This window comes from Citrobacter sp. Cf132, from assembly GCF_030333885.1.
GTDB lineage: Bacteria > Pseudomonadota > Gammaproteobacteria > Enterobacterales > Enterobacteriaceae > Citrobacter > Citrobacter freundii.
On sequence record NZ_JAOWFA010000034.1, the window covers coordinates 1 to 19,588 of the forward strand.

General features: G+C 49.9%; 37 protein-coding genes. 34 read left to right on the top strand and 3 right to left on the bottom strand.

From position 1 onward, the window contains the following. The 3 genes from tuf to bfr all read left to right on the top strand — a co-directional run. Window positions 1-1,041 (top strand): elongation factor Tu (gene tuf / locus OGV85_RS02850; protein WP_058842576.1); only part of this gene is annotated, 1,041 nt, incomplete at its 5' end. Window positions 1,042-1,226: 185 nt separating this feature from the next. Further along, window positions 1,227-1,421 (top strand): bacterioferritin-associated ferredoxin, encoded by a 195-nt coding sequence (gene bfd, locus OGV85_RS02855; protein ID WP_003031111.1) that lies wholly within the window; start codon window positions 1,227-1,229, stop codon window positions 1,419-1,421. Between the two features lie 71 nt (window positions 1,422-1,492). Beyond that, window positions 1,493-1,969, top strand: a complete 477-nt coding sequence (gene bfr, locus OGV85_RS02860; protein ID WP_003031113.1) for a bacterioferritin — start codon at window positions 1,493-1,495, stop codon at window positions 1,967-1,969. On the opposite strand, the gene OGV85_RS02865 is transcribed toward bfr, so the two are convergent. Continuing rightward, window positions 1,966-2,433 carry a prepilin peptidase gene (locus tag OGV85_RS02865; protein ID WP_032950360.1) on the bottom strand — a complete coding sequence of 156 codons (468 nt, stop codon included), beginning with the start codon at window positions 2,431-2,433 and terminating at the stop codon, window positions 1,966-1,968. The two genes, bfr and OGV85_RS02865, sit on opposite strands and share 4 nt — an antisense overlap. Before the next feature lie 379 nt (window positions 2,434-2,812). Here OGV85_RS02865 and rpsJ point away from each other — a divergent pair, with 379 nt between their 5' ends. The 31 genes from rpsJ to arfA all read left to right on the top strand — a co-directional run bounded on the left by rpsJ (window position 2,813) and on the right by arfA (window position 17,650). After that, window positions 2,813-3,124 carry a 30S ribosomal protein S10 gene (rpsJ, locus tag OGV85_RS02870; RefSeq protein WP_001181005.1) on the top strand — a complete coding sequence of 104 codons (312 nt, stop codon included), beginning with the start codon at window positions 2,813-2,815 and terminating at the stop codon, window positions 3,122-3,124. A gap of 32 nt (window positions 3,125-3,156) precedes the next feature. Beyond that, window positions 3,157-3,786: a 50S ribosomal protein L3 gene (gene rplC / locus OGV85_RS02875; protein ID WP_003031117.1), complete on the top strand. Its 630-nt coding sequence runs from the start codon at window positions 3,157-3,159 to the stop codon at window positions 3,784-3,786. 10 nt (window positions 3,787-3,796) lie between these two features. Beyond that, the gene (gene rplD, locus OGV85_RS02880) at window positions 3,797-4,402 is read left to right on the top strand and encodes a 50S ribosomal protein L4 (RefSeq protein WP_003031119.1); all 606 of its coding nucleotides are present in this window, start codon (window positions 3,797-3,799) and stop codon (window positions 4,400-4,402) included. Next, the gene (gene rplW, locus OGV85_RS02885; protein WP_000617546.1) at window positions 4,399-4,701 is read left to right on the top strand and encodes a 50S ribosomal protein L23; all 303 of its coding nucleotides are present in this window, start codon (window positions 4,399-4,401) and stop codon (window positions 4,699-4,701) included. Before rplD ends, rplW begins: the two co-directional genes overlap by 4 nt. A 17-nt stretch (window positions 4,702-4,718) precedes the next feature. After that, window positions 4,719-5,540 (top strand): 50S ribosomal protein L2, encoded by an 822-nt coding sequence (gene rplB, locus OGV85_RS02890; RefSeq protein ID WP_000301869.1) that lies wholly within the window; start codon window positions 4,719-4,721, stop codon window positions 5,538-5,540. A 16-nt stretch (window positions 5,541-5,556) separates the two neighbouring features. Continuing rightward, on the top strand, window positions 5,557-5,835 hold the full coding sequence (gene rpsS / locus OGV85_RS02895) for a 30S ribosomal protein S19 (protein ID WP_001138115.1): 279 nt from the start codon (window positions 5,557-5,559) through the stop codon (window positions 5,833-5,835). Between the two features lie 14 nt (window positions 5,836-5,849). Further along, the gene (gene rplV / locus OGV85_RS02900) at window positions 5,850-6,182 is read left to right on the top strand and encodes a 50S ribosomal protein L22 (protein WP_000448832.1); all 333 of its coding nucleotides are present in this window, start codon (window positions 5,850-5,852) and stop codon (window positions 6,180-6,182) included. A 17-nt stretch (window positions 6,183-6,199) separates the two neighbouring features. Continuing rightward, a complete protein-coding gene (gene rpsC / locus OGV85_RS02905; RefSeq protein WP_000529945.1) occupies window positions 6,200-6,901 on the top strand; it encodes a 30S ribosomal protein S3 in 702 nt (233 codons plus the stop codon). A gap of 12 nt (window positions 6,902-6,913) precedes the next feature. After that, entirely contained in the window at window positions 6,914-7,324 is a 411-nt protein-coding gene (gene rplP, locus OGV85_RS02910) for a 50S ribosomal protein L16 (protein WP_000941208.1), read from the top strand. Continuing rightward, window positions 7,324-7,515, top strand: a complete 192-nt coding sequence (rpmC, locus tag OGV85_RS02915) for a 50S ribosomal protein L29 (protein ID WP_000644742.1) — start codon at window positions 7,324-7,326, stop codon at window positions 7,513-7,515. Before rplP ends, rpmC begins: the two co-directional genes overlap by 1 nt. Continuing rightward, window positions 7,515-7,769 carry a 30S ribosomal protein S17 gene (gene rpsQ / locus OGV85_RS02920; RefSeq protein ID WP_003031120.1) on the top strand — a complete coding sequence of 85 codons (255 nt, stop codon included), beginning with the start codon at window positions 7,515-7,517 and terminating at the stop codon, window positions 7,767-7,769. The genes rpmC and rpsQ overlap by 1 nt, the downstream gene beginning before the upstream one ends. A gap of 163 nt (window positions 7,770-7,932) precedes the next feature. Next, complete coding sequence (rplN, locus tag OGV85_RS02925; RefSeq protein ID WP_000613954.1) at window positions 7,933-8,304, top strand: 50S ribosomal protein L14; 372 nt, start codon at window positions 7,933-7,935, stop codon at window positions 8,302-8,304. Window positions 8,305-8,314: 10 nt separating this feature from the next. Then, window positions 8,315-8,629, top strand: coding sequence for a 50S ribosomal protein L24 (gene rplX / locus OGV85_RS02930; protein ID WP_003031122.1), 315 nt, complete (start codon window positions 8,315-8,317; stop codon window positions 8,627-8,629). A 14-nt stretch (window positions 8,630-8,643) separates the two neighbouring features. Beyond that, the gene (rplE, locus tag OGV85_RS02935; RefSeq protein ID WP_003031123.1) at window positions 8,644-9,183 is read left to right on the top strand and encodes a 50S ribosomal protein L5; all 540 of its coding nucleotides are present in this window, start codon (window positions 8,644-8,646) and stop codon (window positions 9,181-9,183) included. 14 nt (window positions 9,184-9,197) lie between these two features. Continuing rightward, a complete protein-coding gene (gene rpsN, locus OGV85_RS02940) occupies window positions 9,198-9,503 on the top strand; it encodes a 30S ribosomal protein S14 (RefSeq protein WP_003031125.1) in 306 nt (101 codons plus the stop codon). 30 nt (window positions 9,504-9,533) lie between these two features. Next, window positions 9,534-9,926, top strand: a complete 393-nt coding sequence (gene rpsH, locus OGV85_RS02945) for a 30S ribosomal protein S8 (protein WP_003031127.1) — start codon at window positions 9,534-9,536, stop codon at window positions 9,924-9,926. Between the two features lie 12 nt (window positions 9,927-9,938). Beyond that, window positions 9,939-10,472 (top strand): 50S ribosomal protein L6, encoded by a 534-nt coding sequence (gene rplF / locus OGV85_RS02950; RefSeq protein WP_003031129.1) that lies wholly within the window; start codon window positions 9,939-9,941, stop codon window positions 10,470-10,472. A gap of 9 nt (window positions 10,473-10,481) precedes the next feature. Next, a complete protein-coding gene (gene rplR / locus OGV85_RS02955) occupies window positions 10,482-10,835 on the top strand; it encodes a 50S ribosomal protein L18 (RefSeq protein WP_000358960.1) in 354 nt (117 codons plus the stop codon). A gap of 14 nt (window positions 10,836-10,849) precedes the next feature. Then, the gene (gene rpsE / locus OGV85_RS02960) at window positions 10,850-11,353 is read left to right on the top strand and encodes a 30S ribosomal protein S5 (protein ID WP_003031131.1); all 504 of its coding nucleotides are present in this window, start codon (window positions 10,850-10,852) and stop codon (window positions 11,351-11,353) included. A gap of 3 nt (window positions 11,354-11,356) precedes the next feature. Further along, window positions 11,357-11,536, top strand: coding sequence for a 50S ribosomal protein L30 (gene rpmD / locus OGV85_RS02965; protein ID WP_001140434.1), 180 nt, complete (start codon window positions 11,357-11,359; stop codon window positions 11,534-11,536). Window positions 11,537-11,539: 3 nt separating this feature from the next. Beyond that, window positions 11,540-11,974: a 50S ribosomal protein L15 gene (gene rplO, locus OGV85_RS02970; protein ID WP_003031132.1), complete on the top strand. Its 435-nt coding sequence runs from the start codon at window positions 11,540-11,542 to the stop codon at window positions 11,972-11,974. A gap of 7 nt (window positions 11,975-11,981) precedes the next feature. Beyond that, complete coding sequence (gene secY / locus OGV85_RS02975) at window positions 11,982-13,313, top strand: preprotein translocase subunit SecY (RefSeq protein ID WP_001118864.1); 1,332 nt, start codon at window positions 11,982-11,984, stop codon at window positions 13,311-13,313. Window positions 13,314-13,343: 30 nt separating this feature from the next. Continuing rightward, a complete protein-coding gene (gene rpmJ / locus OGV85_RS02980; RefSeq protein ID WP_000868187.1) occupies window positions 13,344-13,460 on the top strand; it encodes a 50S ribosomal protein L36 in 117 nt (38 codons plus the stop codon). A 146-nt stretch (window positions 13,461-13,606) separates the two neighbouring features. Then, window positions 13,607-13,963, top strand: a complete 357-nt coding sequence (gene rpsM, locus OGV85_RS02985; protein ID WP_003031135.1) for a 30S ribosomal protein S13 — start codon at window positions 13,607-13,609, stop codon at window positions 13,961-13,963. A 16-nt stretch (window positions 13,964-13,979) separates the two neighbouring features. Next, window positions 13,980-14,369: a 30S ribosomal protein S11 gene (rpsK, locus tag OGV85_RS02990; protein ID WP_003031137.1), complete on the top strand. Its 390-nt coding sequence runs from the start codon at window positions 13,980-13,982 to the stop codon at window positions 14,367-14,369. Between the two features lie 33 nt (window positions 14,370-14,402). Further along, entirely contained in the window at window positions 14,403-15,023 is a 621-nt protein-coding gene (rpsD, locus tag OGV85_RS02995; protein WP_003031138.1) for a 30S ribosomal protein S4, read from the top strand. Window positions 15,024-15,048: 25 nt separating this feature from the next. Next, window positions 15,049-16,038 carry a DNA-directed RNA polymerase subunit alpha gene (locus OGV85_RS03000; RefSeq protein WP_003031139.1) on the top strand — a complete coding sequence of 330 codons (990 nt, stop codon included), beginning with the start codon at window positions 15,049-15,051 and terminating at the stop codon, window positions 16,036-16,038. Window positions 16,039-16,078: 40 nt separating this feature from the next. Continuing rightward, window positions 16,079-16,462, top strand: a complete 384-nt coding sequence (rplQ, locus tag OGV85_RS03005) for a 50S ribosomal protein L17 (RefSeq protein WP_001216370.1) — start codon at window positions 16,079-16,081, stop codon at window positions 16,460-16,462. A gap of 107 nt (window positions 16,463-16,569) precedes the next feature. Then, complete coding sequence (locus OGV85_RS03010; RefSeq protein ID WP_061548305.1) at window positions 16,570-16,938, top strand: DnaJ family domain-containing protein; 369 nt, start codon at window positions 16,570-16,572, stop codon at window positions 16,936-16,938. A gap of 10 nt (window positions 16,939-16,948) precedes the next feature. Further along, entirely contained in the window at window positions 16,949-17,374 is a 426-nt protein-coding gene (gene zntR, locus OGV85_RS03015) for a Zn(2+)-responsive transcriptional regulator (protein ID WP_003031145.1), read from the top strand. Window positions 17,375-17,431: 57 nt separating this feature from the next. Beyond that, entirely contained in the window at window positions 17,432-17,650 is a 219-nt protein-coding gene (gene arfA, locus OGV85_RS03020) for an alternative ribosome-rescue factor ArfA (protein ID WP_003031148.1), read from the top strand. On the opposite strand, the gene mscL is transcribed toward arfA, so the two are convergent. Together mscL and trkA are read right to left on the bottom strand one after the other, a co-directional pair. Then, window positions 17,647-18,060 (bottom strand): large-conductance mechanosensitive channel protein MscL, encoded by a 414-nt coding sequence (gene mscL, locus OGV85_RS03025; protein WP_003031152.1) that lies wholly within the window; start codon window positions 18,058-18,060, stop codon window positions 17,647-17,649. The genes arfA and mscL overlap by 4 nt on opposite strands. A gap of 141 nt (window positions 18,061-18,201) precedes the next feature. Then, a complete protein-coding gene (gene trkA, locus OGV85_RS03030; RefSeq protein ID WP_003031153.1) occupies window positions 18,202-19,578 on the bottom strand; it encodes a Trk system potassium transporter TrkA in 1,377 nt (458 codons plus the stop codon). Between the last annotated feature and the right edge of the window lie 10 nt (window positions 19,579-19,588).

A 19,588-nucleotide genomic window follows, 5' to 3' on the forward strand; every position in this document is an offset into this window, starting at 1 on the left:
CAGATCGATAACGCGCCGGAAGAAAAAGCTCGTGGTATCACCATCAACACTTCTCACGTTGAATATGACACCCCGACTCGCCACTACGCACACGTAGACTGCCCGGGCCACGCCGACTATGTTAAAAACATGATCACCGGTGCTGCGCAGATGGATGGCGCGATCCTGGTTGTTGCTGCGACTGACGGCCCGATGCCGCAGACTCGTGAGCACATCCTGCTGGGTCGTCAGGTAGGCGTTCCGTACATCATCGTGTTCCTGAACAAATGCGACATGGTTGATGACGAAGAGCTGCTGGAACTGGTAGAAATGGAAGTTCGTGAACTTCTGTCTCAGTACGATTTCCCGGGCGACGACACTCCGATCGTTCGTGGTTCTGCTCTGAAAGCGCTGGAAGGCGAAGCAGAGTGGGAAGCGAAAATCATCGAACTGGCTGGCTTCCTGGATTCTTACATCCCAGAACCAGAGCGTGCGATTGACAAGCCGTTCCTGCTGCCTATCGAAGACGTATTCTCCATCTCCGGTCGTGGTACCGTTGTTACCGGTCGTGTAGAGCGCGGTATCATCAAAGTTGGTGAAGAAGTTGAAATCGTTGGTATCAAAGAGACTGCTAAGTCTACCTGTACTGGCGTTGAAATGTTCCGCAAACTGCTGGACGAAGGCCGTGCTGGTGAGAACGTTGGTGTTCTGCTGCGTGGTATCAAACGTGAAGAAATCGAACGTGGTCAGGTACTGGCTAAGCCGGGCTCTATCAAGCCGCACACCAAGTTCGAATCTGAAGTGTACATTCTGTCCAAAGACGAAGGCGGCCGTCATACTCCGTTCTTCAAAGGCTACCGTCCGCAGTTCTACTTCCGTACTACTGACGTGACTGGTACCATCGAACTGCCGGAAGGCGTAGAGATGGTAATGCCGGGCGACAACATCAAAATGGTTGTTACCCTGATCCACCCGATCGCGATGGACGACGGTCTGCGTTTCGCAATCCGTGAAGGCGGCCGTACTGTTGGTGCGGGCGTTGTTGCTAAAGTAATGAGCTAATTATTGATTAATTAGCTTTGAGCTTAAAAAGGGCGCTTCGGCGCCCTTTTTGCTGCCTGCAATTTAGTAGTTGTCATATTTATTCGCATTTTTTATTCATTCTCCCACCGCGTAAATAGCGCTGTGCTATTGTAATCATAACTATTCTCATTTACACTTTGCGCAGAAATTGAACGGGAGCGATCATGTACGTTTGTTTGTGTAATGCGATAAGTGATAAAAAAATACGTCAGGCTGTTCGCCAGTTTCACCCTCAGTCCTTTCAGCAATTACGTAAATTTATTCCTGTAGGAAATCAATGCGGTAAGTGCATTCGTGCTGCCCGTGAAGTCATGCAGGATGAATTAACGCAAATGCCAGAATTTAAAGAGATCGCCTAAGTCACACTCTTTTTTTTGACATCCCTGTAGCCCCATCTACTCTCTAAGAGTGGAAGCGGAGGGACTATAAAATGAAAGGTGATGTTAAAATCATAAATTATCTCAATAAACTATTGGGAAATGAGCTTGTCGCGATCAACCAGTATTTTCTCCATGCTCGTATGTTTAAAAACTGGGGACTGACTCGCCTCAATGATGTTGAGTACCATGAATCTATCGATGAGATGAAACACGCTGATAAATATATTGAGCGTATTTTATTCTTAGAAGGGCTCCCGAACTTGCAGGATCTTGGCAAGTTGGGTATTGGCGAAGACGTTGAAGAGATGCTGCAATCCGATCTTCGGCTCGAGTTGGATGGGGCGAAAGATCTGCGTGAAGCCATTGCCTATGCCGATAGCGTTCATGATTATGTCAGCCGGGACATGATGATCGAGATCCTGACTGAAGAAGAAGGGCATATTGACTGGCTCGAAACTGAACTGGACCTGATTGCAAAACTTGGCTTGCAAAATTATCTGCAATCGCAAATTAAAGTCAGTGACTAACCGCCCTGTATCAGATTTACCCAGCCAATAACGAAACCCGCAGCCGCCAGACATGGCCCAAAAGGCAGCGGGTTTTTTAGCATCTGTCTCCCGTAACGGGCGCAAGAAATCCCGGTGAGACAACATGCCATGCCCGTGGCAAGTAAAACCAACAGTGGCAATGATTCCCAGCGATGCCATGCGCCCAGTGCGGCAAGAAATTTGACATCACCAAAGCCTAATCCTTCCTGTCGGCATATCAAACGATACCCCCAGTAGAACAAAGCAAATACCCCATAGCCCGCTACGGTACCCCAAAGCGCGTCGGATAACTGTGCAGGTCTGCAGCACTGATGATAAATAAGACCGCCCCACAAAAGAGGGCAGGTAAATTTGTCGGGCAGCAACCCGGTACGCAGGTCATGGACTAAGAGCAACCCTGATAGCGAAACATAAATCAGCAGAAAGGGGAGGTCGATGTACATGGGCAAATCTCATTTGGTAAAGAGTTTACCTTCGGGTAAGCACGCCGGCCCTACAAGTCCGGGATGTGAGTTATGGATGCTCTCTTCCACGGAAAACGCGTTGCATCACAGGACATACAATCAGAGTGGAAGGAGGCCCGCATTTATGAACGAGTGATTAATTTCTACGCGGCACTTGCTTAAGACTGAGATTTACGTATAATGCGCGGGCTTGTCTAATATTGACAGCGGTTCGATATGAGCCACCGGTACTGCGAAAGCAATACCAGACAATGTTCCCAATCGGGGAACTCTGTAAGAACGGTTACACTCTCCCATCAATCGTAATGGGTTTGAGGAGTAGCTATTTCGTCTATAAAATAATTGGAGCTCTGGTCTCATGCAGAACCAAAGAATCCGTATCCGTTTGAAAGCGTTTGATCATCGTCTGATCGATCAATCAACCGCGGAAATCGTCGAGACTGCCAAGCGCACTGGTGCGCAGGTTCGTGGTCCGATCCCGCTGCCGACCCGCAAAGAGCGTTTCACCGTTCTGATCTCCCCGCACGTCAACAAAGACGCGCGTGATCAGTACGAGATCCGTACTCACAAGCGTCTGGTTGACATCGTTGAGCCAACTGAAAAAACCGTTGATGCTCTGATGCGTCTGGACCTGGCTGCCGGTGTAGACGTGCAGATCAGCCTGGGTTAATCAGGTCATCGAGCGATTGAGAGGTTGATACAATGATTGGTTTAGTCGGTAAAAAAGTGGGTATGACCCGCATCTTCACTGAAGATGGCGTATCTATCCCAGTAACCGTTATCGAAGTTGAAGCAAACCGCGTTACTCAGGTTAAAGATCTGGCTAACGATGGCTATCGCGCTGTTCAGGTTACCACCGGTGCTAAAAAAGCTAACCGCGTAACTAAGCCGGAAGCTGGCCACTTTGCTAAAGCTGGCGTAGAAGCTGGCCGCGGCCTGTGGGAGTTCCGTCTGGCAGATGGTGAAGAATACACCGTTGGTCAGAACATTAGCGTTGAACTGTTTGCTGACGTTAAAAAAGTTGACGTAACCGGTACCTCTAAAGGTAAAGGTTTCGCTGGTACCGTTAAGCGCTGGAACTTCCGTACCCAGGACGCTACTCACGGTAACTCCTTGTCTCACCGCGTTCCGGGTTCTATCGGTCAGAACCAGACTCCGGGCAAAGTGTTCAAAGGCAAGAAAATGGCAGGTCAGCTGGGCAACGAACGTGTAACCGTTCAGAGCCTGGACGTAGTACGTGTTGACGCTGAGCGCAACCTGCTGCTGGTTAAAGGTGGTGTTCCGGGTGCGACCGGTTGCGACCTGATCGTTAAACCAGCTGTGAAGGCGTAAGGGGATAGCAATGGAATTAGTATTGAAAGACGCGCAGAGCGCGCTGACTGTTTCCGAAACTACCTTCGGTCGTGATTTCAACGAAGCGCTGGTTCACCAGGTTGTTGTTGCTTATGCAGCTGGTGCTCGTCAGGGTACTCGTGCTCAGAAGACTCGTGCTGAAGTAACTGGTTCAGGCAAAAAGCCGTGGCGCCAGAAAGGTACCGGCCGTGCGCGTTCAGGTTCTATCAAGAGCCCGATCTGGCGTTCAGGTGGCGTGACCTTCGCTGCTCGTCCACAGGACCACAGTCAAAAAGTTAACAAAAAGATGTACCGCGGCGCGCTGAAAAGCATTCTGTCCGAACTGGTACGTCAGGATCGTCTGATCGTTGTCGAATCATTCTCTGTAGAAGCGCCTAAAACTAAGCTGCTGGCACAGAAACTGAAAGACATGGCTCTGGAAGATGTGCTGATCATCACCGGTGAGCTGGACGAAAACCTGTTCCTGGCTGCGCGCAACCTGCACAAGGTTGACGTACGCGATGCAACTGGTATCGACCCGGTTAGCCTGATCGCCTTCGACAAAGTCGTAATGACTGCTGATGCTGTTAAGCAAGTTGAGGAGATGCTGGCATGATTCGTGAAGAACGTCTGCTGAAAGTGCTGCGCGCACCGCACGTTTCTGAAAAAGCGTCTACTGCGATGGAAAAAACTAACACCATCGTTCTCAAAGTTGCTAAAGACGCGACCAAAGCAGAAATCAAAGCTGCTGTGCAGAAACTGTTTGAAGTCGAAGTCGAAGTCGTTAACACCCTGGTAGTTAAAGGGAAAGTTAAACGTCACGGACAGCGTATCGGTCGTCGTAGCGACTGGAAAAAAGCTTACGTCACCCTGAAGGAAGGCCAGAATCTGGACTTCGTCGGCGGCGCTGAGTAAGTCGGAGGAGTAATACAATGGCAGTTGTTAAATGTAAACCGACATCTCCGGGTCGTCGCCACGTTGTTAAAGTGGTCAACCCAGAGCTGCACAAGGGCAAACCTTTTGCTCCGCTGGTTGAAAAAAACAGCAAATCCGGTGGTCGTAACAACAATGGCCGTATCACCACTCGTCACATCGGTGGTGGTCACAAGCAGGCTTATCGTATTGTTGACTTCAAACGCAACAAAGACGGTATCCCGGCAGTTGTTGAACGTCTTGAGTACGATCCGAACCGCTCCGCGAACATCGCGCTGGTTCTGTACAAAGACGGTGAACGCCGTTACATCCTGGCCCCTAAAGGCCTGAAAGCTGGCGACCAGATTCAGTCTGGCGTTGATGCTGCAATCAAAGCAGGTAACACCCTGCCGATGCGCAATATCCCGGTTGGTTCTACCGTTCATAACGTAGAAATGAAACCAGGTAAAGGCGGTCAGCTGGCACGTTCCGCTGGTACTTACGTTCAGATCGTTGCTCGTGATGGTGCTTATGTCACCCTGCGTCTGCGTTCTGGTGAAATGCGTAAAGTCGAAGCAGACTGCCGTGCAACTCTGGGCGAAGTTGGCAATGCTGAGCATATGCTGCGCGTTCTGGGTAAAGCAGGTGCTGCACGCTGGCGTGGTGTTCGTCCTACCGTTCGCGGTACTGCGATGAACCCAGTCGACCACCCACATGGTGGTGGTGAAGGTCGTAACTTTGGTAAGCACCCGGTAACTCCGTGGGGCGTTCAGACCAAAGGTAAGAAGACCCGCAGCAACAAGCGTACTGATAAATTCATCGTACGTCGCCGTAGCAAATAATTTTAGAGGATAAGCCATGCCACGTTCTCTCAAGAAAGGTCCTTTTATTGACCTGCACTTGCTGAAGAAGGTAGAGAAAGCGGTGGAAAGCGGAGACAAGAAGCCCCTGCGCACTTGGTCCCGTCGTTCAACGATCTTTCCTAACATGATCGGTTTGACCATCGCTGTCCATAATGGTCGTCAGCACGTTCCGGTATTTGTTTCCGACGAAATGGTCGGTCACAAACTGGGTGAATTCGCACCGACTCGTACTTATCGCGGCCACGCTGCTGATAAAAAAGCGAAGAAGAAATAAGGTAGGAGGAAGAGATGGAAACTTTAGCTCAACATCGCCATGCTCGTTCTTCTGCTCAGAAGGTTCGCCTTGTTGCAGACCTGATTCGCGGTAAGAAAGTGTCGCAGGCTCTGGATATTCTGACCTACACCAATAAGAAAGCGGCTGTACTGGTTAAGAAAGTCCTGGAATCTGCCATTGCTAACGCTGAACACAACGATGGCGCTGACATTGACGATCTGAAAGTTACGAAAATTTTCGTAGACGAAGGCCCGAGCATGAAGCGCATTATGCCGCGTGCAAAAGGTCGTGCAGATCGCATCCTGAAGCGCACCAGCCACATTACTGTGGTTGTGTCCGATCGCTGAGACTCTGGAGACTAGCAATGGGTCAGAAAGTACATCCTAATGGTATTCGCCTGGGTATTGTAAAACCATGGAACTCAACCTGGTTTGCGAACACCAAAGAATTCGCTGACAACCTGGACAGCGATTTTAAAGTACGTCAGTACCTGACTAAGGAACTGGCTAAAGCGTCTGTATCTCGTATCGTTATCGAGCGTCCGGCTAAGAGCATCCGTGTGACCATTCACACCGCTCGCCCGGGTATCGTTATCGGTAAGAAAGGCGAAGACGTAGAAAAACTGCGCAAAGTCGTAGCGGATATTGCTGGCGTTCCTGCTCAGATCAATATCGCCGAAGTGCGTAAGCCTGAACTGGACGCAAAATTGGTTGCTGACAGCATCACTTCTCAGCTGGAACGTCGCGTTATGTTCCGTCGTGCTATGAAGCGTGCTGTACAGAACGCAATGCGTCTGGGCGCTAAAGGTATCAAAGTTGAAGTTAGCGGCCGTCTGGGCGGCGCGGAAATCGCACGTACCGAATGGTACCGCGAAGGTCGCGTACCTCTGCACACTCTGCGTGCTGACATCGACTACAACACCTCTGAAGCGCACACCACTTACGGTGTAATCGGCGTTAAAGTGTGGATCTTCAAAGGCGAGATCCTGGGTGGTATGGCTGCTGTTGAACAACCGGAAAAACCGGCTGCTCAACCTAAAAAGCAGCAGCGTAAAGGCCGTAAATAAGGAGCGTCGCTGATGTTACAACCAAAGCGTACAAAATTCCGTAAAATGCACAAAGGCCGTAACCGCGGTCTGGCTGCTGGCGCGGATGTTAGCTTCGGCAGCTTCGGTCTGAAAGCTGTTGGCCGTGGTCGTCTGACTGCCCGTCAGATCGAAGCAGCACGTCGTGCTATGACCCGTGCAGTTAAGCGTCAAGGTAAGATCTGGATCCGTGTATTCCCGGACAAACCGATCACTGAAAAGCCGCTGGCAGTGCGTATGGGTAAAGGTAAAGGTAACGTGGAGTATTGGGTTGCCTTGATTCAGCCGGGTAAAGTCCTGTATGAAATGGACGGCGTACCGGAAGAGCTGGCCCGTGAAGCATTCAAGCTGGCAGCAGCGAAACTGCCGATTAAAACCACCTTTGTAACTAAGACGGTGATGTAATGAAAGCAAAAGAGCTGCGTGAGAAGAGTGTTGAAGAGCTGAACACCGAGCTGCTGAATCTGCTGCGTGAGCAGTTCAACCTGCGTATGCAGGCTGCAAGTGGCCAGCTGCAACAGTCTCACCTGTTGAAGCAAGTGCGTCGTGACGTCGCACGCGTTAAGACTTTACTGACTGAGAAGGCGGGTGCGTAATGACCGATAAAATCCGTACTCTGCAAGGTCGCGTTGTTAGCGATAAAATGGAGAAATCCATCGTTGTTGCTATCGAACGTTTTGTGAAACACCCGATCTACGGTAAATTCATTAAGCGTACGACCAAACTGCACGTACATGACGAGAACAACGAATGCGGTACTGGTGACGTGGTTGAAATCCGCGAATGCCGTCCGCTGTCCAAGACTAAGTCCTGGACGCTGGTTCGCGTTGTAGAGAAAGCCGTTCTGTAATACAGTAGGCATTCTCAACGAATAAACGGCTCAGCGATGAGCCGTTTATTTTTTCTACCCATATCGTTGAAGCGGTGTTATAATGCCGCGCCCCCGATATGGGGCTTTTTTAACGACCTGATTTTCGGGTCTCAGTAGTAGTTGACATTAGCGGAGCACTAAAATGATCCAAGAACAGACTATGCTGAACGTCGCCGACAACTCCGGTGCACGTCGCGTAATGTGTATCAAGGTTCTGGGTGGCTCGCACCGTCGCTACGCAGGCGTCGGCGATATCATCAAGATCACCATCAAGGAAGCAATTCCGCGTGGTAAGGTCAAAAAAGGTGATGTGCTGAAGGCGGTAGTGGTGCGCACCAAGAAGGGTGTTCGTCGCCCGGACGGTTCTGTCATTCGCTTCGATGGTAATGCATGCGTTATTTTAAACAATAACAGCGAGCAACCTATCGGTACGCGTATTTTTGGGCCGGTAACTCGTGAACTTCGTAACGAGAAGTTCATGAAAATTATCTCTCTGGCACCAGAAGTACTCTAAGGAGCGAATCATGGCAGCGAAGATCCGTCGTGATGACGAAGTTATCGTGTTAACCGGTAAAGATAAAGGTAAACGCGGTAAAGTTAAGAATGTCCTGTCTTCCGGCAAGGTCATTGTTGAAGGTATCAACCTGGTTAAGAAACATCAGAAGCCGGTTCCGGCCCTGAACCAACCAGGCGGCATCGTAGAGAAAGAAGCAGCTATTCAGATCTCTAACCTTGCTATCTTCAACGCGGCAACCGGCAAGGCTGACCGTGTAGGCTTTAGATTCGAAGACGGCAAAAAAGTCCGTTTCTTCAAATCTAACAGCGAAACTATCAAGTAATTTGGAGTAGTACGATGGCGAAACTGCATGATTACTACAAAGACGAAGTAGTCGCTAAACTCATGACTGAGTTTAACTACAATTCTGTCATGCAAGTCCCTCGGGTCGAGAAGATCACCCTGAACATGGGTGTTGGTGAAGCGATCGCTGACAAGAAACTGCTGGATAACGCAGCAGCTGACCTGACAGCAATCTCCGGTCAAAAACCGCTGATCACCAAAGCACGCAAATCAGTTGCAGGCTTCAAAATCCGTCAGGGCTATCCGATCGGCTGTAAAGTAACTCTGCGTGGCGAACGCATGTGGGAGTTCTTTGAGCGCCTGATCACTATTGCTGTTCCACGTATCCGTGACTTCCGTGGCTTGTCCGCTAAGTCTTTCGACGGTCGTGGTAACTACAGCATGGGTGTCCGTGAGCAGATCATCTTCCCAGAAATCGACTACGATAAAGTCGACCGCGTGCGTGGTTTGGATATTACCATTACCACTACTGCGAAATCTGACGAAGAAGGCCGTGCTCTGCTGGCTGCCTTTGACTTCCCGTTCCGCAAGTAAGGTAGGGTTACTGAATGGCTAAGCAATCAATGAAAGCACGCGAAGTAAAGCGCGTAGCTTTAGCTGATAAGTACTTCGCAAAACGCGCTGAACTGAAAGCTATTATCTCTGATGTGAACGCGACCGACGAAGATCGTTGGAACGCAGTTCTCAAGCTGCAGTCTCTGCCGCGTGATTCCAGCCCGTCCCGTCAGCGTAACCGCTGCCGTCAAACAGGTCGTCCGCATGGCTATGTGGGCAAGTTCGGGTTGAGCCGTATCAAACTGCGTGAAGCCGCCATGCGCGGTGAAGTACCAGGCTTGAAAAAGGCTAGCTGGTAATTACCAATTGAATCACGGGAGTAAAGACAGATGAGCATGCAAGATCCGATCGCGGATATGCTGACCCGTATCCGTAACGGTCAGGCCGCGAATAAAGCTGCGGTCACCATGCCTTCCTCCAAGCTGAAAGTGGCAATTGCCAACGTGCTGAAGGAAGAAGGTTTTATTGAAGATTTTAAAGTTGAAGGCGACACCAAGCCGGAACTGGAACTTACTCTCAAGTATTTCCAGGGTAAAGCTGTTGTAGAAAGCATTCAGCGTGTCAGTCGCCCAGGTCTGCGCATTTATAAGCGTAAAGACGAGCTGCCGAAAGTTATGGCTGGCATGGGTATCGCAGTTGTTTCTACCTCTAAAGGTGTTATGACTGATCGTGCAGCGCGCCAGGCTGGTCTTGGTGGCGAAATTATCTGCTACGTAGCCTAATCGGAGGAAAAAATGTCTCGTGTTGCTAAAGCACCGGTCGTTATTCCTGCCGGCGTTGATGTAAAAATCAACGGTCAGGTTATTACGATCAAAGGTAAAAACGGCGAGCTGACTCGTACTCTCAACGATGCTGTTGCAGTAAATCATGCAGATAATGCACTGACCTTCGGTCCGCGTGATGGTTACGCTGATGGATGGGCTCAGGCTGGTACCGCGCGTGCCCTGCTGAATGCAATGGTTGTCGGTGTTACCGAAGGCTTCACTAAGAAGCTGCAGCTGGTTGGTGTAGGTTATCGTGCAGCGGTTAAAGGGAATGTAGTAAACCTGGCTTTAGGTTTCTCTCACCCAGTTGACCATCAGCTGCCTGCGGGAATCACTGCAGAATGTCCGTCTCAGACTGAAATCGTGCTGAAAGGCGCTGATAAACAGCTGATCGGTCAGGTTGCAGCAGATCTGCGCGCCTACCGTCGTCCTGAGCCTTATAAAGGCAAGGGTGTTCGTTACGCCGACGAAGTCGTGCGTACCAAAGAGGCTAAGAAGAAGTAAGGTAACACTATGGATAAGAAATCTGCTCGTATCCGTCGTGCGACCCGCGCACGCCGCAAGCTCCAGGAGCTGGGTGCAACTCGCCTGGTGGTACATCGTACCCCGCGTCATATTTACGCACAGGTAATTGCACCGAACGGTTCTGAAGTTCTGGTAGCTGCTTCTACTGTAGAAAAAGCTATCGCTGAACAATTGAAGTACACCGGTAACAAAGACGCTGCTGCAGCTGTAGGTAAAGCTGTTGCTGAACGCGCTCTGGAAAAAGGCATCAAAGATGTTTCTTTTGACCGTTCCGGGTTCCAATATCATGGTCGTGTCCAGGCACTGGCAGATGCTGCCCGTGAAGCTGGCCTTCAGTTCTAAGGTAGAGGTGTAAGATGGCTCACATCGAAAAACAAGCTGGCGAACTGCAGGAAAAGCTGATCGCGGTTAACCGCGTATCTAAAACCGTTAAAGGTGGTCGTATTTTCTCCTTCACAGCTCTGACTGTAGTTGGTGATGGTAACGGTCGCGTTGGTTTTGGTTACGGTAAAGCGCGTGAAGTTCCAGCAGCGATCCAGAAAGCGATGGAAAAAGCCCGTCGCAATATGATTAACGTCGCGCTGAACCACGGCACCCTGCAGCACCCGGTTAAGGGTACTCACACGGGTTCTCGTGTATTCATGCAGCCGGCTTCCGAAGGTACCGGTATCATCGCCGGTGGTGCAATGCGCGCCGTTCTGGAAGTCGCTGGAGTTCGTAACGTTCTGGCTAAAGCGTATGGTTCTACTAACCCGATTAACGTGGTTCGTGCAACTATCGATGGCCTGGAAAATATGAAATCTCCGGAAATGGTCGCTGCCAAGCGTGGTAAATCCGTTGAAGAAATTCTGGGGAAATAAACCATGGCAAAGACTATTAAAATTACTCAAACCCGCAGTGCAATCGGTCGTCTGCCGAAACACAAGGCAACGCTGCTTGGCCTGGGTCTGCGTCGTATTGGTCACACCGTAGAGCGCGAGGATACTCCTGCTGTTCGTGGTATGGTCAACGCGGTTTCCTTCATGGTTAAAGTTGAGGAGTAAGAGATGCGTTTAAATACTCTGTCTCCGGCCGAAGGCTCTAAAAAAGCGGCTCGCCGCCTGGGTCGTGGTATCGGTTCTGGCCTCGGTAAAACCGGTGGTCGTGGTCACAAAGGTCAGAAGTCTCGTTCTGGCGGTGGCGTACGTCGCGGTTTCGAGGGTGGTCAGATGCCTCTGTACCGTCGTCTGCCGAAATTCGGCTTCACTTCACGTAAAGCAGCGATTACAGCCGAAGTTCGTCTGTCTGACCTGGCTAAAGTTGAAGGCGGTGTTGTAGACCTGAACACGCTGAAAGCAGCTAACATTATCGGTATCCAGATCGAGTTCGCGAAAGTGATCCTGGCTGGTGAAGTCACTACTCCGGTAACTGTTCGTGGCCTGCGTGTTACTAAAGGCGCTCGTGCTGCTATCGAAGCTGCTGGCGGTAAAATCGAGGAATAAGTAGCAGATGGCTAAACAACCGGGATTAGATTTTCAAAGTGCCAAAGGTGGCTTAGGCGAGCTGAAACGCAGACTGCTGTTTGTAATCGGCGCGCTGATTGTGTTCCGTATTGGCTCTTTCATTCCGATCCCTGGTATTGATGCCGCTGTACTTGCCAAACTGCTTGAGCAACAGCGAGGCACCATCATTGAAATGTTTAACATGTTCTCTGGTGGTGCTCTCAGCCGTGCTTCTATCTTTGCTCTGGGGATCATGCCGTATATTTCGGCGTCGATCATTATCCAGCTGCTGACGGTGGTTCATCCAACGCTGGCAGAAATTAAGAAAGAAGGGGAGTCTGGTCGTCGTAAGATCAGCCAGTACACCCGCTACGGTACTCTGGTGCTGGCAATATTCCAGTCGATCGGTATTGCTACCGGTCTGCCGAATATGCCTGGTATGCAGGGCTTGGTGATGAACCCAGGCTTTGCATTCTATTTCACCGCTGTTGTAAGTCTGGTTACAGGGACGATGTTCCTGATGTGGTTGGGTGAACAGATTACTGAACGTGGTATCGGCAACGGTATCTCAATCATTATCTTCGCCGGTATTGTAGCGGGACTCCCGCCAGCCATTGCCCATACTATCGAGCAAGCGCGTCAAGGCGACCTGCACTTCCTCGTGTTGCTGTTGGTTGCAGTATTAGTATTCGCAGTGACGTTCTTTGTTGTATTTGTTGAGCGTGGTCAACGCCGCATTGTGGTAAACTACGCGAAACGTCAGCAAGGTCGTCGTGTCTATGCTGCACAGAGCACACATTTACCGCTGAAAGTGAATATGGCGGGGGTAATCCCGGCAATCTTCGCTTCCAGTATTATTCTGTTCCCGGCGACCATCGCGTCATGGTTCGGGGGCGGGACTGGTTGGAACTGGCTGACAACAATTTCGCTGTATTTGCAGCCTGGGCAACCGCTTTATGTGTTACTCTATGCGTCTGCAATCATATTCTTCTGTTTCTTCTACACGGCGTTGGTTTTCAACCCGCGTGAAACAGCAGATAACCTGAAGAAGTCCGGTGCATTTGTACCAGGAATTCGTCCGGGAGAGCAAACGGCGAAGTATATCGATAAAGTAATGACTCGCCTGACTTTGGTTGGTGCGCTCTACATTACCTTTATCTGCCTGATCCCGGAGTTCATGCGTGATGCAATGAAAGTACCGTTCTACTTCGGTGGGACCTCACTGCTTATCGTTGTTGTCGTGATTATGGACTTTATGGCTCAAGTGCAAACTCTGATGATGTCAAGTCAGTACGAGTCTGCATTGAAGAAGGCGAATCTGAAAGGCTACGGCCGTTAACAGTCGCCCGAGAAGTTACGGAGAGTAAAAATGAAAGTTCGTGCTTCCGTCAAGAAATTATGCCGTAACTGCAAAATCGTTAAGCGTGATGGTGTCATCCGTGTGATTTGCAGTGCCGAGCCGAAGCATAAACAGCGCCAAGGCTGATTTATTCGCATATTTTTCTTGCAAAGTTGGGTTGAGCTGGCTAGATTAGCCAGCCAATCTTTTGTATGTCTGTGCGTTTCCATTTGAGTATCCTGAAAACGGGCTTTTCAGCATGGTGCGTACATATTAAATAGTAGGAGTGCATAGTGGCCCGTATAGCAGGCATTAACATTCCTGATCAGAAACATGCTGTGATCGCATTAACTTCGATCTACGGCGTCGGCAAGACCCGTTCTAAAGCCATTCTGGCTGCCGCGGGTATCGCTGAAGATGTTAAGATCAGTGAGCTGTCTGAAGAACAAATCGACACGCTGCGTGACGAAGTTGCCAAATTTGTCGTTGAAGGTGATCTGCGCCGTGAAGTTAGCATGAGCATCAAGCGCCTTATGGACCTTGGTTGCTATCGCGGTTTGCGTCATCGTCGTGGTCTCCCGGTTCGCGGTCAGCGTACCAAGACCAACGCACGTACCCGTAAGGGTCCGCGCAAACCGATCAAGAAATAATCGGGGTGATTGAATAATGGCAAAGGCACCAATTCGTGCACGTAAACGTGTAAGAAAACAAGTCTCTGACGGCGTGGCTCATATCCATGCTTCTTTTAACAACACCATCGTTACCATTACTGATCGTCAGGGTAACGCACTGGGTTGGGCAACAGCCGGTGGTTCCGGTTTCCGTGGTTCTCGCAAATCCACTCCGTTTGCAGCTCAGGTTGCAGCAGAGCGTTGCGCTGAAGCCGTAAAAGAATACGGTATCAAGAATCTGGAAGTTATGGTCAAAGGACCGGGTCCAGGTCGCGAATCTACTGTTCGTGCTCTGAACGCCGCTGGTTTCCGCATCACTAATATTACTGATGTGACTCCGATCCCTCATAACGGTTGTCGTCCGCCGAAAAAACGTCGCGTATAACGCTGTCGTTTCTAGGATTGTTGGAGAAAGAAAATGGCAAGATATTTGGGTCCTAAGCTCAAGCTGAGCCGTCGTGAGGGCACTGACTTATTCCTTAAGTCTGGCGTTCGCGCGATCGATACCAAGTGTAAAATTGAACAAGCTCCTGGCCAGCACGGTGCGCGTAAACCGCGTCTGTCTGACTATGGTGTGCAGTTGCGTGAAAAGCAAAAAGTTCGCCGTATCTACGGTGTGCTGGAGCGTCAGTTCCGTAACTACTACAAAGAAGCAGCACGTCTGAAAGGCAACACCGGTGAAAACCTGTTGGGTCTGCTGGAAGGTCGTCTGGACAACGTTGTATACCGTATGGGCTTCGGTGCCACTCGTGCAGAAGCACGTCAGCTGGTCAGCCATAAAGCAATTATGGTAAACGGTCGTGTTGTTAACATCGCTTCTTATCAGGTTAGTCCGAATGACGTTGTTAGCATTCGTGAGAAAGCGAAGAAGCAGTCTCGCGTGAAAGCCGCTCTGGAGCTGGCTGAGCAGCGTGAAAAGCCAACCTGGCTGGAAGTTGATGCTGGCAAGATGGAAGGTACGTTCAAGCGTAAGCCGGAGCGTTCTGATCTGTCTGCGGACATTAACGAACACCTGATCGTCGAGCTTTACTCCAAGTAAAGCTTAGTACCAAAGAGAGGACACAATGCAGGGTTCTGTGACAGAGTTTCTAAAACCGCGCCTGGTAGATATCGAGCAAGTGAGTTCGACGCACGCCAAGGTGACCCTTGAGCCTTTAGAGCGTGGCTTTGGCCATACTTTGGGTAACGCACTGCGCCGTATTCTGCTCTCATCGATGCCGGGTTGCGCGGTGACCGAGGTTGAGATTGATGGTGTACTACATGAGTACAGCACCAAAGAAGGCGTTCAGGAAGATATCCTGGAAATCCTGCTCAACCTGAAAGGGCTGGCGGTGAGAGTTCAGGGTAAAGATGATGTTATTCTTACCTTGAATAAATCTGGCATTGGCCCTGTGACTGCAGCCGACATTACCCATGATGGTGATGTCGAAATCGTCAAGCCACAGCACGTGATCTGCCACCTGACCGATGAGAATGCATCTATTAGCATGCGTATCAAAGTTCAGCGCGGTCGTGGTTATGTGCCGGCTTCTACCCGAATTCATTCGGAAGAAGATGAGCGCCCAATCGGCCGTCTGCTGGTCGACGCATGCTACAGCCCTGTAGAGCGTATTGCCTACAATGTTGAAGCAGCGCGTGTAGAACAGCGTACCGACCTGGACAAGCTGGTCATCGAAATGGAAACCAACGGCACAATCGATCCTGAAGAGGCGATTCGTCGTGCGGCTACCATTCTGGCTGAACAACTGGAAGCTTTCGTTGATTTACGTGATGTACGTCAGCCGGAAGTTAAAGAAGAGAAACCAGAATTCGATCCGATCCTGCTGCGCCCTGTTGACGATCTGGAATTGACTGTCCGCTCTGCTAACTGCCTCAAAGCAGAAGCTATCCACTATATCGGTGATCTGGTACAGCGTACTGAGGTTGAGCTTCTTAAGACGCCTAACCTTGGTAAAAAATCTCTTACCGAGATTAAAGACGTGCTGGCTTCCCGTGGACTGTCTCTGGGCATGCGCCTGGAAAACTGGCCACCGGCAAGCATCGCTGACGAGTAACCGGATCACAGGTTAAGGTTTTACTGAGAAGGATAAGGTCATGCGCCATCGTAAGAGTGGTCGTCAACTGAACCGCAACAGCAGCCATCGCCAGGCTATGTTCCGCAATATGGCAGGTTCACTGGTTCGTCATGAAATCATCAAGACGACTCTGCCGAAAGCGAAAGAGCTGCGTCGCGTAGTTGAGCCGCTGATTACTCTTGCCAAGACTGATAGCGTAGCTAATCGTCGTCTGGCATTCGCCCGTACTCGTGATAACGAGATCGTGGCAAAACTGTTTAACGAACTGGGCCCGCGTTTCGCGAGCCGCGCCGGTGGTTACACTCGCATTCTGAAGTGTGGTTTCCGTGCAGGCGACAACGCGCCGATGGCATACATCGAGCTGGTTGATCGTTCAGAGAAAACAGAAGCTGCTGCAGAGTAATCTGTAGTAACGTAAAAAAACCCGCCTCGGCGGGTTTTTTTATATCCGTCATATCCCCACTTATCTACAATATCTGTACTCTTTTTGTTCATCCCCTGGAGTGTTGTATGTGGTTACTGGACCAGTGGGCAGAGCGCCATATTATTGATGCACAATCTAAAGGTGAGTTTGATGATTTACCGGGAACTGGTGAACCGCTGACTCTTGACGATGACACCCATGTCCCGCCTGAACTCCGAGCTGGATACCGTTTATTAAAAAATGCAGGTTGCCTTCCTCCTGAGCTCGAGCAACGCAGAGAAGCAATACAGCTGCTTGAAATACTCGCGGGGATCCGCAAAGATGATCCAAGTTATCCGGAGGTGAGCCGAAGACTGTCGTTGCTGGAACTTAAACTTCGGCAGGCTGGACTCAGTACCGAGTTTTTGCGCGGTGACTACGCAGATAAGCTGCTAAAAAAGATCAACGATGAATAGCGGAGAGAGCATGTACCGAATTGGTGAAATAGCGAAACTGGCTGACGTGACGCCAGATACTATCCGCTACTATGAAAAGCAGCAGATGATGGAGCATGAAGTGCGTACTGAAGGCGGATTTCGCCTCTATACAGAAAGCGATCTTCAGCGCCTGAAGTTTATTCGTTATGCCCGCCAGCTTGGTTTCACTCTGGAGTCGATCCGCGAATTGCTTTCGATCCGTGTTGATCCCGAACACCATACCTGTCAGGAATCAAAAGGGATCGTCCAGGAAAGACTGCAAGAAGTCGAAGCACGTATTGCCGAACTTCAGACGATGCAGCGGTCTCTGCAGCGATTGAATGATGCATGCTGCGGCAAGGCACACAGCAGCGTGTACTGCTCTATTCTTGAAGCTCTTGAGCAAGGCGCCAGTGGAACAACATCAGGCTGTTGATTTCTTGAACTGCCGGGTCTACACTCGCGGCGTAAATTACTACAAACTGGAGATATTATGAGTCGTTATCAGCACACCAAAGGGCAGATAAAGGACAACGCCATTGAGGCGCTTCTGCATGACCCACTGTTCAGACAGCGCGTTGAGAAAAATAAGAAAGGGAAAGGAAGTTATCTACGTAAAGGCAAACATGGCAATCGGGGTAACTGGGAGGCCAGTGGCAAGAAAGTAATTAACTTTTTTACCACTGGCCTTCTTGTTTCAGTGAGTGTTTAAGAGCGGTTATTCTGTTCTTTCAGCAGGTCACGAATTTCACTCAGTAATACTTCTTCTTTCGATGGAGCTGGCGGTGCTGCTGGCTCCTCCGCTTTTTTACGGTTCAGTTTGTTGATCAGTTTGATTGCCATAAAGATAGCAAACGCAACAATAATGAAATCGAAGACATTCTGAATAAATACACCGTAATGCATGACCACGGCAGGGATGTCTCCCTGTGCATCACGTAGCGTTAAAGCAAACTGTTTAAAATCAATCCCACCAATTAACAACCCCAGTGGCGGCATGATGATATCGGCAACCAGTGATGAAACAATCTTACCGAATGCCGCACCAATAATGACACCCACTGCCAAATCGACAACATTCCCGCGCATCGCGAATTCGCGAAACTCTTTAATAATGCTCATTTTATTCTCCCTATGCAGCTGACGTTTATAAGTTTAACAAATGTTTAGGCAATTTCCATTTATGTATTGCCGAAAGGAAGATTTATTAGACCATGAAATATAAAGGGAAATAAAAAGGGCGCTGTATTAGCGCCCAAATTATTACAGGAAGAAAGGACTTGGCTGGAATAGCCGCTCGACGTCGGTAATAAACTTTTTATCTGTCAGGAACATAATTACGTGATCGCCCTGCTCAATGCGCAGGTTATCGTTGGCAATCATCACATCATTACCACGCACAACGGCGCCAATAATGGTTCCAGGGGGAAGTTTAATTTCATCAATTGAACGTCCCACAACCCGAGATGTTGTTTCATCCCCGTGTGCGACGGCTTCAATGGCTTCCGCGACGCCACGGCGTAGTGAAGAAACACCGACAATGTCAGCTTTACGTACGTGACTGAGCAGCGCGGAGATGGTCGCCTGCTGCGGTGAAATAGCAATATCGATCACGCTACCTTGCACCAGATCGACGTATGCTCTGCGTTGGATTAACACCATCACTTTCTTGGCACCCATCCGTTTGGCAAGCATCGCCGACATGATATTCGCTTCATCATCGTTGGTCACTGCGATGAACAGATCAACTTGATCGATATGTTCTTCGGCCAGTAACTCTTGATCCGAAGCATCACCAAAAAAGACGATCGTATTTTGCAGTTTCTCTGCAAGTTCGGATGCTCGCTGTTGATTACGTTCGATCAGTTTGACGCTGTAATCTTTTTCCAGACGACGTGCAAGACCCGCTCCGATATTACCGCCGCCTACTAACATAATGCGTTTGTACGGTTTTTCCAGACGCTGCAGTTCACTCATTACGGCGCGAATATGCTGTGATGCCGCAATAAAGAAGACTTCATCACCCGCTTCAACGATCGTAGAACCTTGTGGACGGATTGGTCGGTCATGACGGAAAATCGCCGCAACGCGGGTATCGATGTGCGGCATATGTTCACGCATTGTTGACAGCGCATTACCGATAAGCGGCCCGCCGTAATAGGCTTTTACTACTGCCAGACTGACTTTACCTTCGGCAAAATTCACCACCTGTAATGCACCCGGATATTCAATCAGTCGATAAATGCTATCGATAACCAGTTGCTCCGGCGCAATCAGGTGATCGATAGGTACCGCATCGGATTGGAATAGCTTGTCCGCATCACGAACATAATCCGGTGAACGAATACGGGCGATGCGATTAGGCGTATTAAACAGTGAATAAGCTACCTGGCAGGCAACCATATTTGTTTCATCTGAGCTGGTTACGGCAACCAGCATATCGGCATCGTCGGCCCCAGCTTCACGCAGTACGCGAGGATGTGAACCGTGCCCTTGCACGACGCGGAGATCAAACTTGTCCTGCAGGCTGCGCAGACGTTCACCATTGGTATCGACTACCGTGATATCGTTGTTCTCTCCGACCAGGTTTTCAGCCAGCGTACCGCCAACTTGCCCTGCGCCCAGAATGATAATTTTCATCAGTCGCGAC

Bases quoted from the DNA above. Each gene is read 5' to 3' on its own strand.
- bfd (WP_003031111.1), top strand. From the start codon at position 1,227: ATGTACGTTTGTTTGTGTAATGCGATAAGTGATAAAAAAATACGTCAG.
- bfr (WP_003031113.1), top strand. From the start codon at position 1,493: ATGAAAGGTGATGTTAAAATCATAAATTATCTCAATAAACTATTGGGA.
- OGV85_RS02865 (WP_032950360.1), bottom strand. From the start codon at position 2,433: ATGTACATCGACCTCCCCTTTCTGCTGATTTATGTTTCGCTATCAGGG.
- rpsJ (WP_001181005.1), top strand. From the start codon at position 2,813: ATGCAGAACCAAAGAATCCGTATCCGTTTGAAAGCGTTTGATCATCGT.
- rplC (WP_003031117.1), top strand. From the start codon at position 3,157: ATGATTGGTTTAGTCGGTAAAAAAGTGGGTATGACCCGCATCTTCACT.
- rplD (WP_003031119.1), top strand. From the start codon at position 3,797: ATGGAATTAGTATTGAAAGACGCGCAGAGCGCGCTGACTGTTTCCGAA.
- rplW (WP_000617546.1), top strand. From the start codon at position 4,399: ATGATTCGTGAAGAACGTCTGCTGAAAGTGCTGCGCGCACCGCACGTT.
- rplB (WP_000301869.1), top strand. From the start codon at position 4,719: ATGGCAGTTGTTAAATGTAAACCGACATCTCCGGGTCGTCGCCACGTT.
- rpsS (WP_001138115.1), top strand. From the start codon at position 5,557: ATGCCACGTTCTCTCAAGAAAGGTCCTTTTATTGACCTGCACTTGCTG.
- rplV (WP_000448832.1), top strand. From the start codon at position 5,850: ATGGAAACTTTAGCTCAACATCGCCATGCTCGTTCTTCTGCTCAGAAG.
- rpsC (WP_000529945.1), top strand. From the start codon at position 6,200: ATGGGTCAGAAAGTACATCCTAATGGTATTCGCCTGGGTATTGTAAAA.
- rplP (WP_000941208.1), top strand. From the start codon at position 6,914: ATGTTACAACCAAAGCGTACAAAATTCCGTAAAATGCACAAAGGCCGT.
- rpmC (WP_000644742.1), top strand. From the start codon at position 7,324: ATGAAAGCAAAAGAGCTGCGTGAGAAGAGTGTTGAAGAGCTGAACACC.
- rpsQ (WP_003031120.1), top strand. From the start codon at position 7,515: ATGACCGATAAAATCCGTACTCTGCAAGGTCGCGTTGTTAGCGATAAA.
- rplN (WP_000613954.1), top strand. From the start codon at position 7,933: ATGATCCAAGAACAGACTATGCTGAACGTCGCCGACAACTCCGGTGCA.
- rplX (WP_003031122.1), top strand. From the start codon at position 8,315: ATGGCAGCGAAGATCCGTCGTGATGACGAAGTTATCGTGTTAACCGGT.
- rplE (WP_003031123.1), top strand. From the start codon at position 8,644: ATGGCGAAACTGCATGATTACTACAAAGACGAAGTAGTCGCTAAACTC.
- rpsN (WP_003031125.1), top strand. From the start codon at position 9,198: ATGGCTAAGCAATCAATGAAAGCACGCGAAGTAAAGCGCGTAGCTTTA.
- rpsH (WP_003031127.1), top strand. From the start codon at position 9,534: ATGAGCATGCAAGATCCGATCGCGGATATGCTGACCCGTATCCGTAAC.
- rplF (WP_003031129.1), top strand. From the start codon at position 9,939: ATGTCTCGTGTTGCTAAAGCACCGGTCGTTATTCCTGCCGGCGTTGAT.
- rplR (WP_000358960.1), top strand. From the start codon at position 10,482: ATGGATAAGAAATCTGCTCGTATCCGTCGTGCGACCCGCGCACGCCGC.
- rpsE (WP_003031131.1), top strand. From the start codon at position 10,850: ATGGCTCACATCGAAAAACAAGCTGGCGAACTGCAGGAAAAGCTGATC.
- rpmD (WP_001140434.1), top strand. From the start codon at position 11,357: ATGGCAAAGACTATTAAAATTACTCAAACCCGCAGTGCAATCGGTCGT.
- rplO (WP_003031132.1), top strand. From the start codon at position 11,540: ATGCGTTTAAATACTCTGTCTCCGGCCGAAGGCTCTAAAAAAGCGGCT.
- secY (WP_001118864.1), top strand. From the start codon at position 11,982: ATGGCTAAACAACCGGGATTAGATTTTCAAAGTGCCAAAGGTGGCTTA.
- rpmJ (WP_000868187.1), top strand. From the start codon at position 13,344: ATGAAAGTTCGTGCTTCCGTCAAGAAATTATGCCGTAACTGCAAAATC.
- rpsK (WP_003031137.1), top strand. From the start codon at position 13,980: ATGGCAAAGGCACCAATTCGTGCACGTAAACGTGTAAGAAAACAAGTC.
- rpsD (WP_003031138.1), top strand. From the start codon at position 14,403: ATGGCAAGATATTTGGGTCCTAAGCTCAAGCTGAGCCGTCGTGAGGGC.
- OGV85_RS03000 (WP_003031139.1), top strand. From the start codon at position 15,049: ATGCAGGGTTCTGTGACAGAGTTTCTAAAACCGCGCCTGGTAGATATC.
- rplQ (WP_001216370.1), top strand. From the start codon at position 16,079: ATGCGCCATCGTAAGAGTGGTCGTCAACTGAACCGCAACAGCAGCCAT.
- OGV85_RS03010 (WP_061548305.1), top strand. From the start codon at position 16,570: ATGTGGTTACTGGACCAGTGGGCAGAGCGCCATATTATTGATGCACAA.
- zntR (WP_003031145.1), top strand. From the start codon at position 16,949: ATGTACCGAATTGGTGAAATAGCGAAACTGGCTGACGTGACGCCAGAT.
- arfA (WP_003031148.1), top strand. From the start codon at position 17,432: ATGAGTCGTTATCAGCACACCAAAGGGCAGATAAAGGACAACGCCATT.
- mscL (WP_003031152.1), bottom strand. From the start codon at position 18,060: ATGAGCATTATTAAAGAGTTTCGCGAATTCGCGATGCGCGGGAATGTT.
- trkA (WP_003031153.1), bottom strand. From the start codon at position 19,578: ATGAAAATTATCATTCTGGGCGCAGGGCAAGTTGGCGGTACGCTGGCT.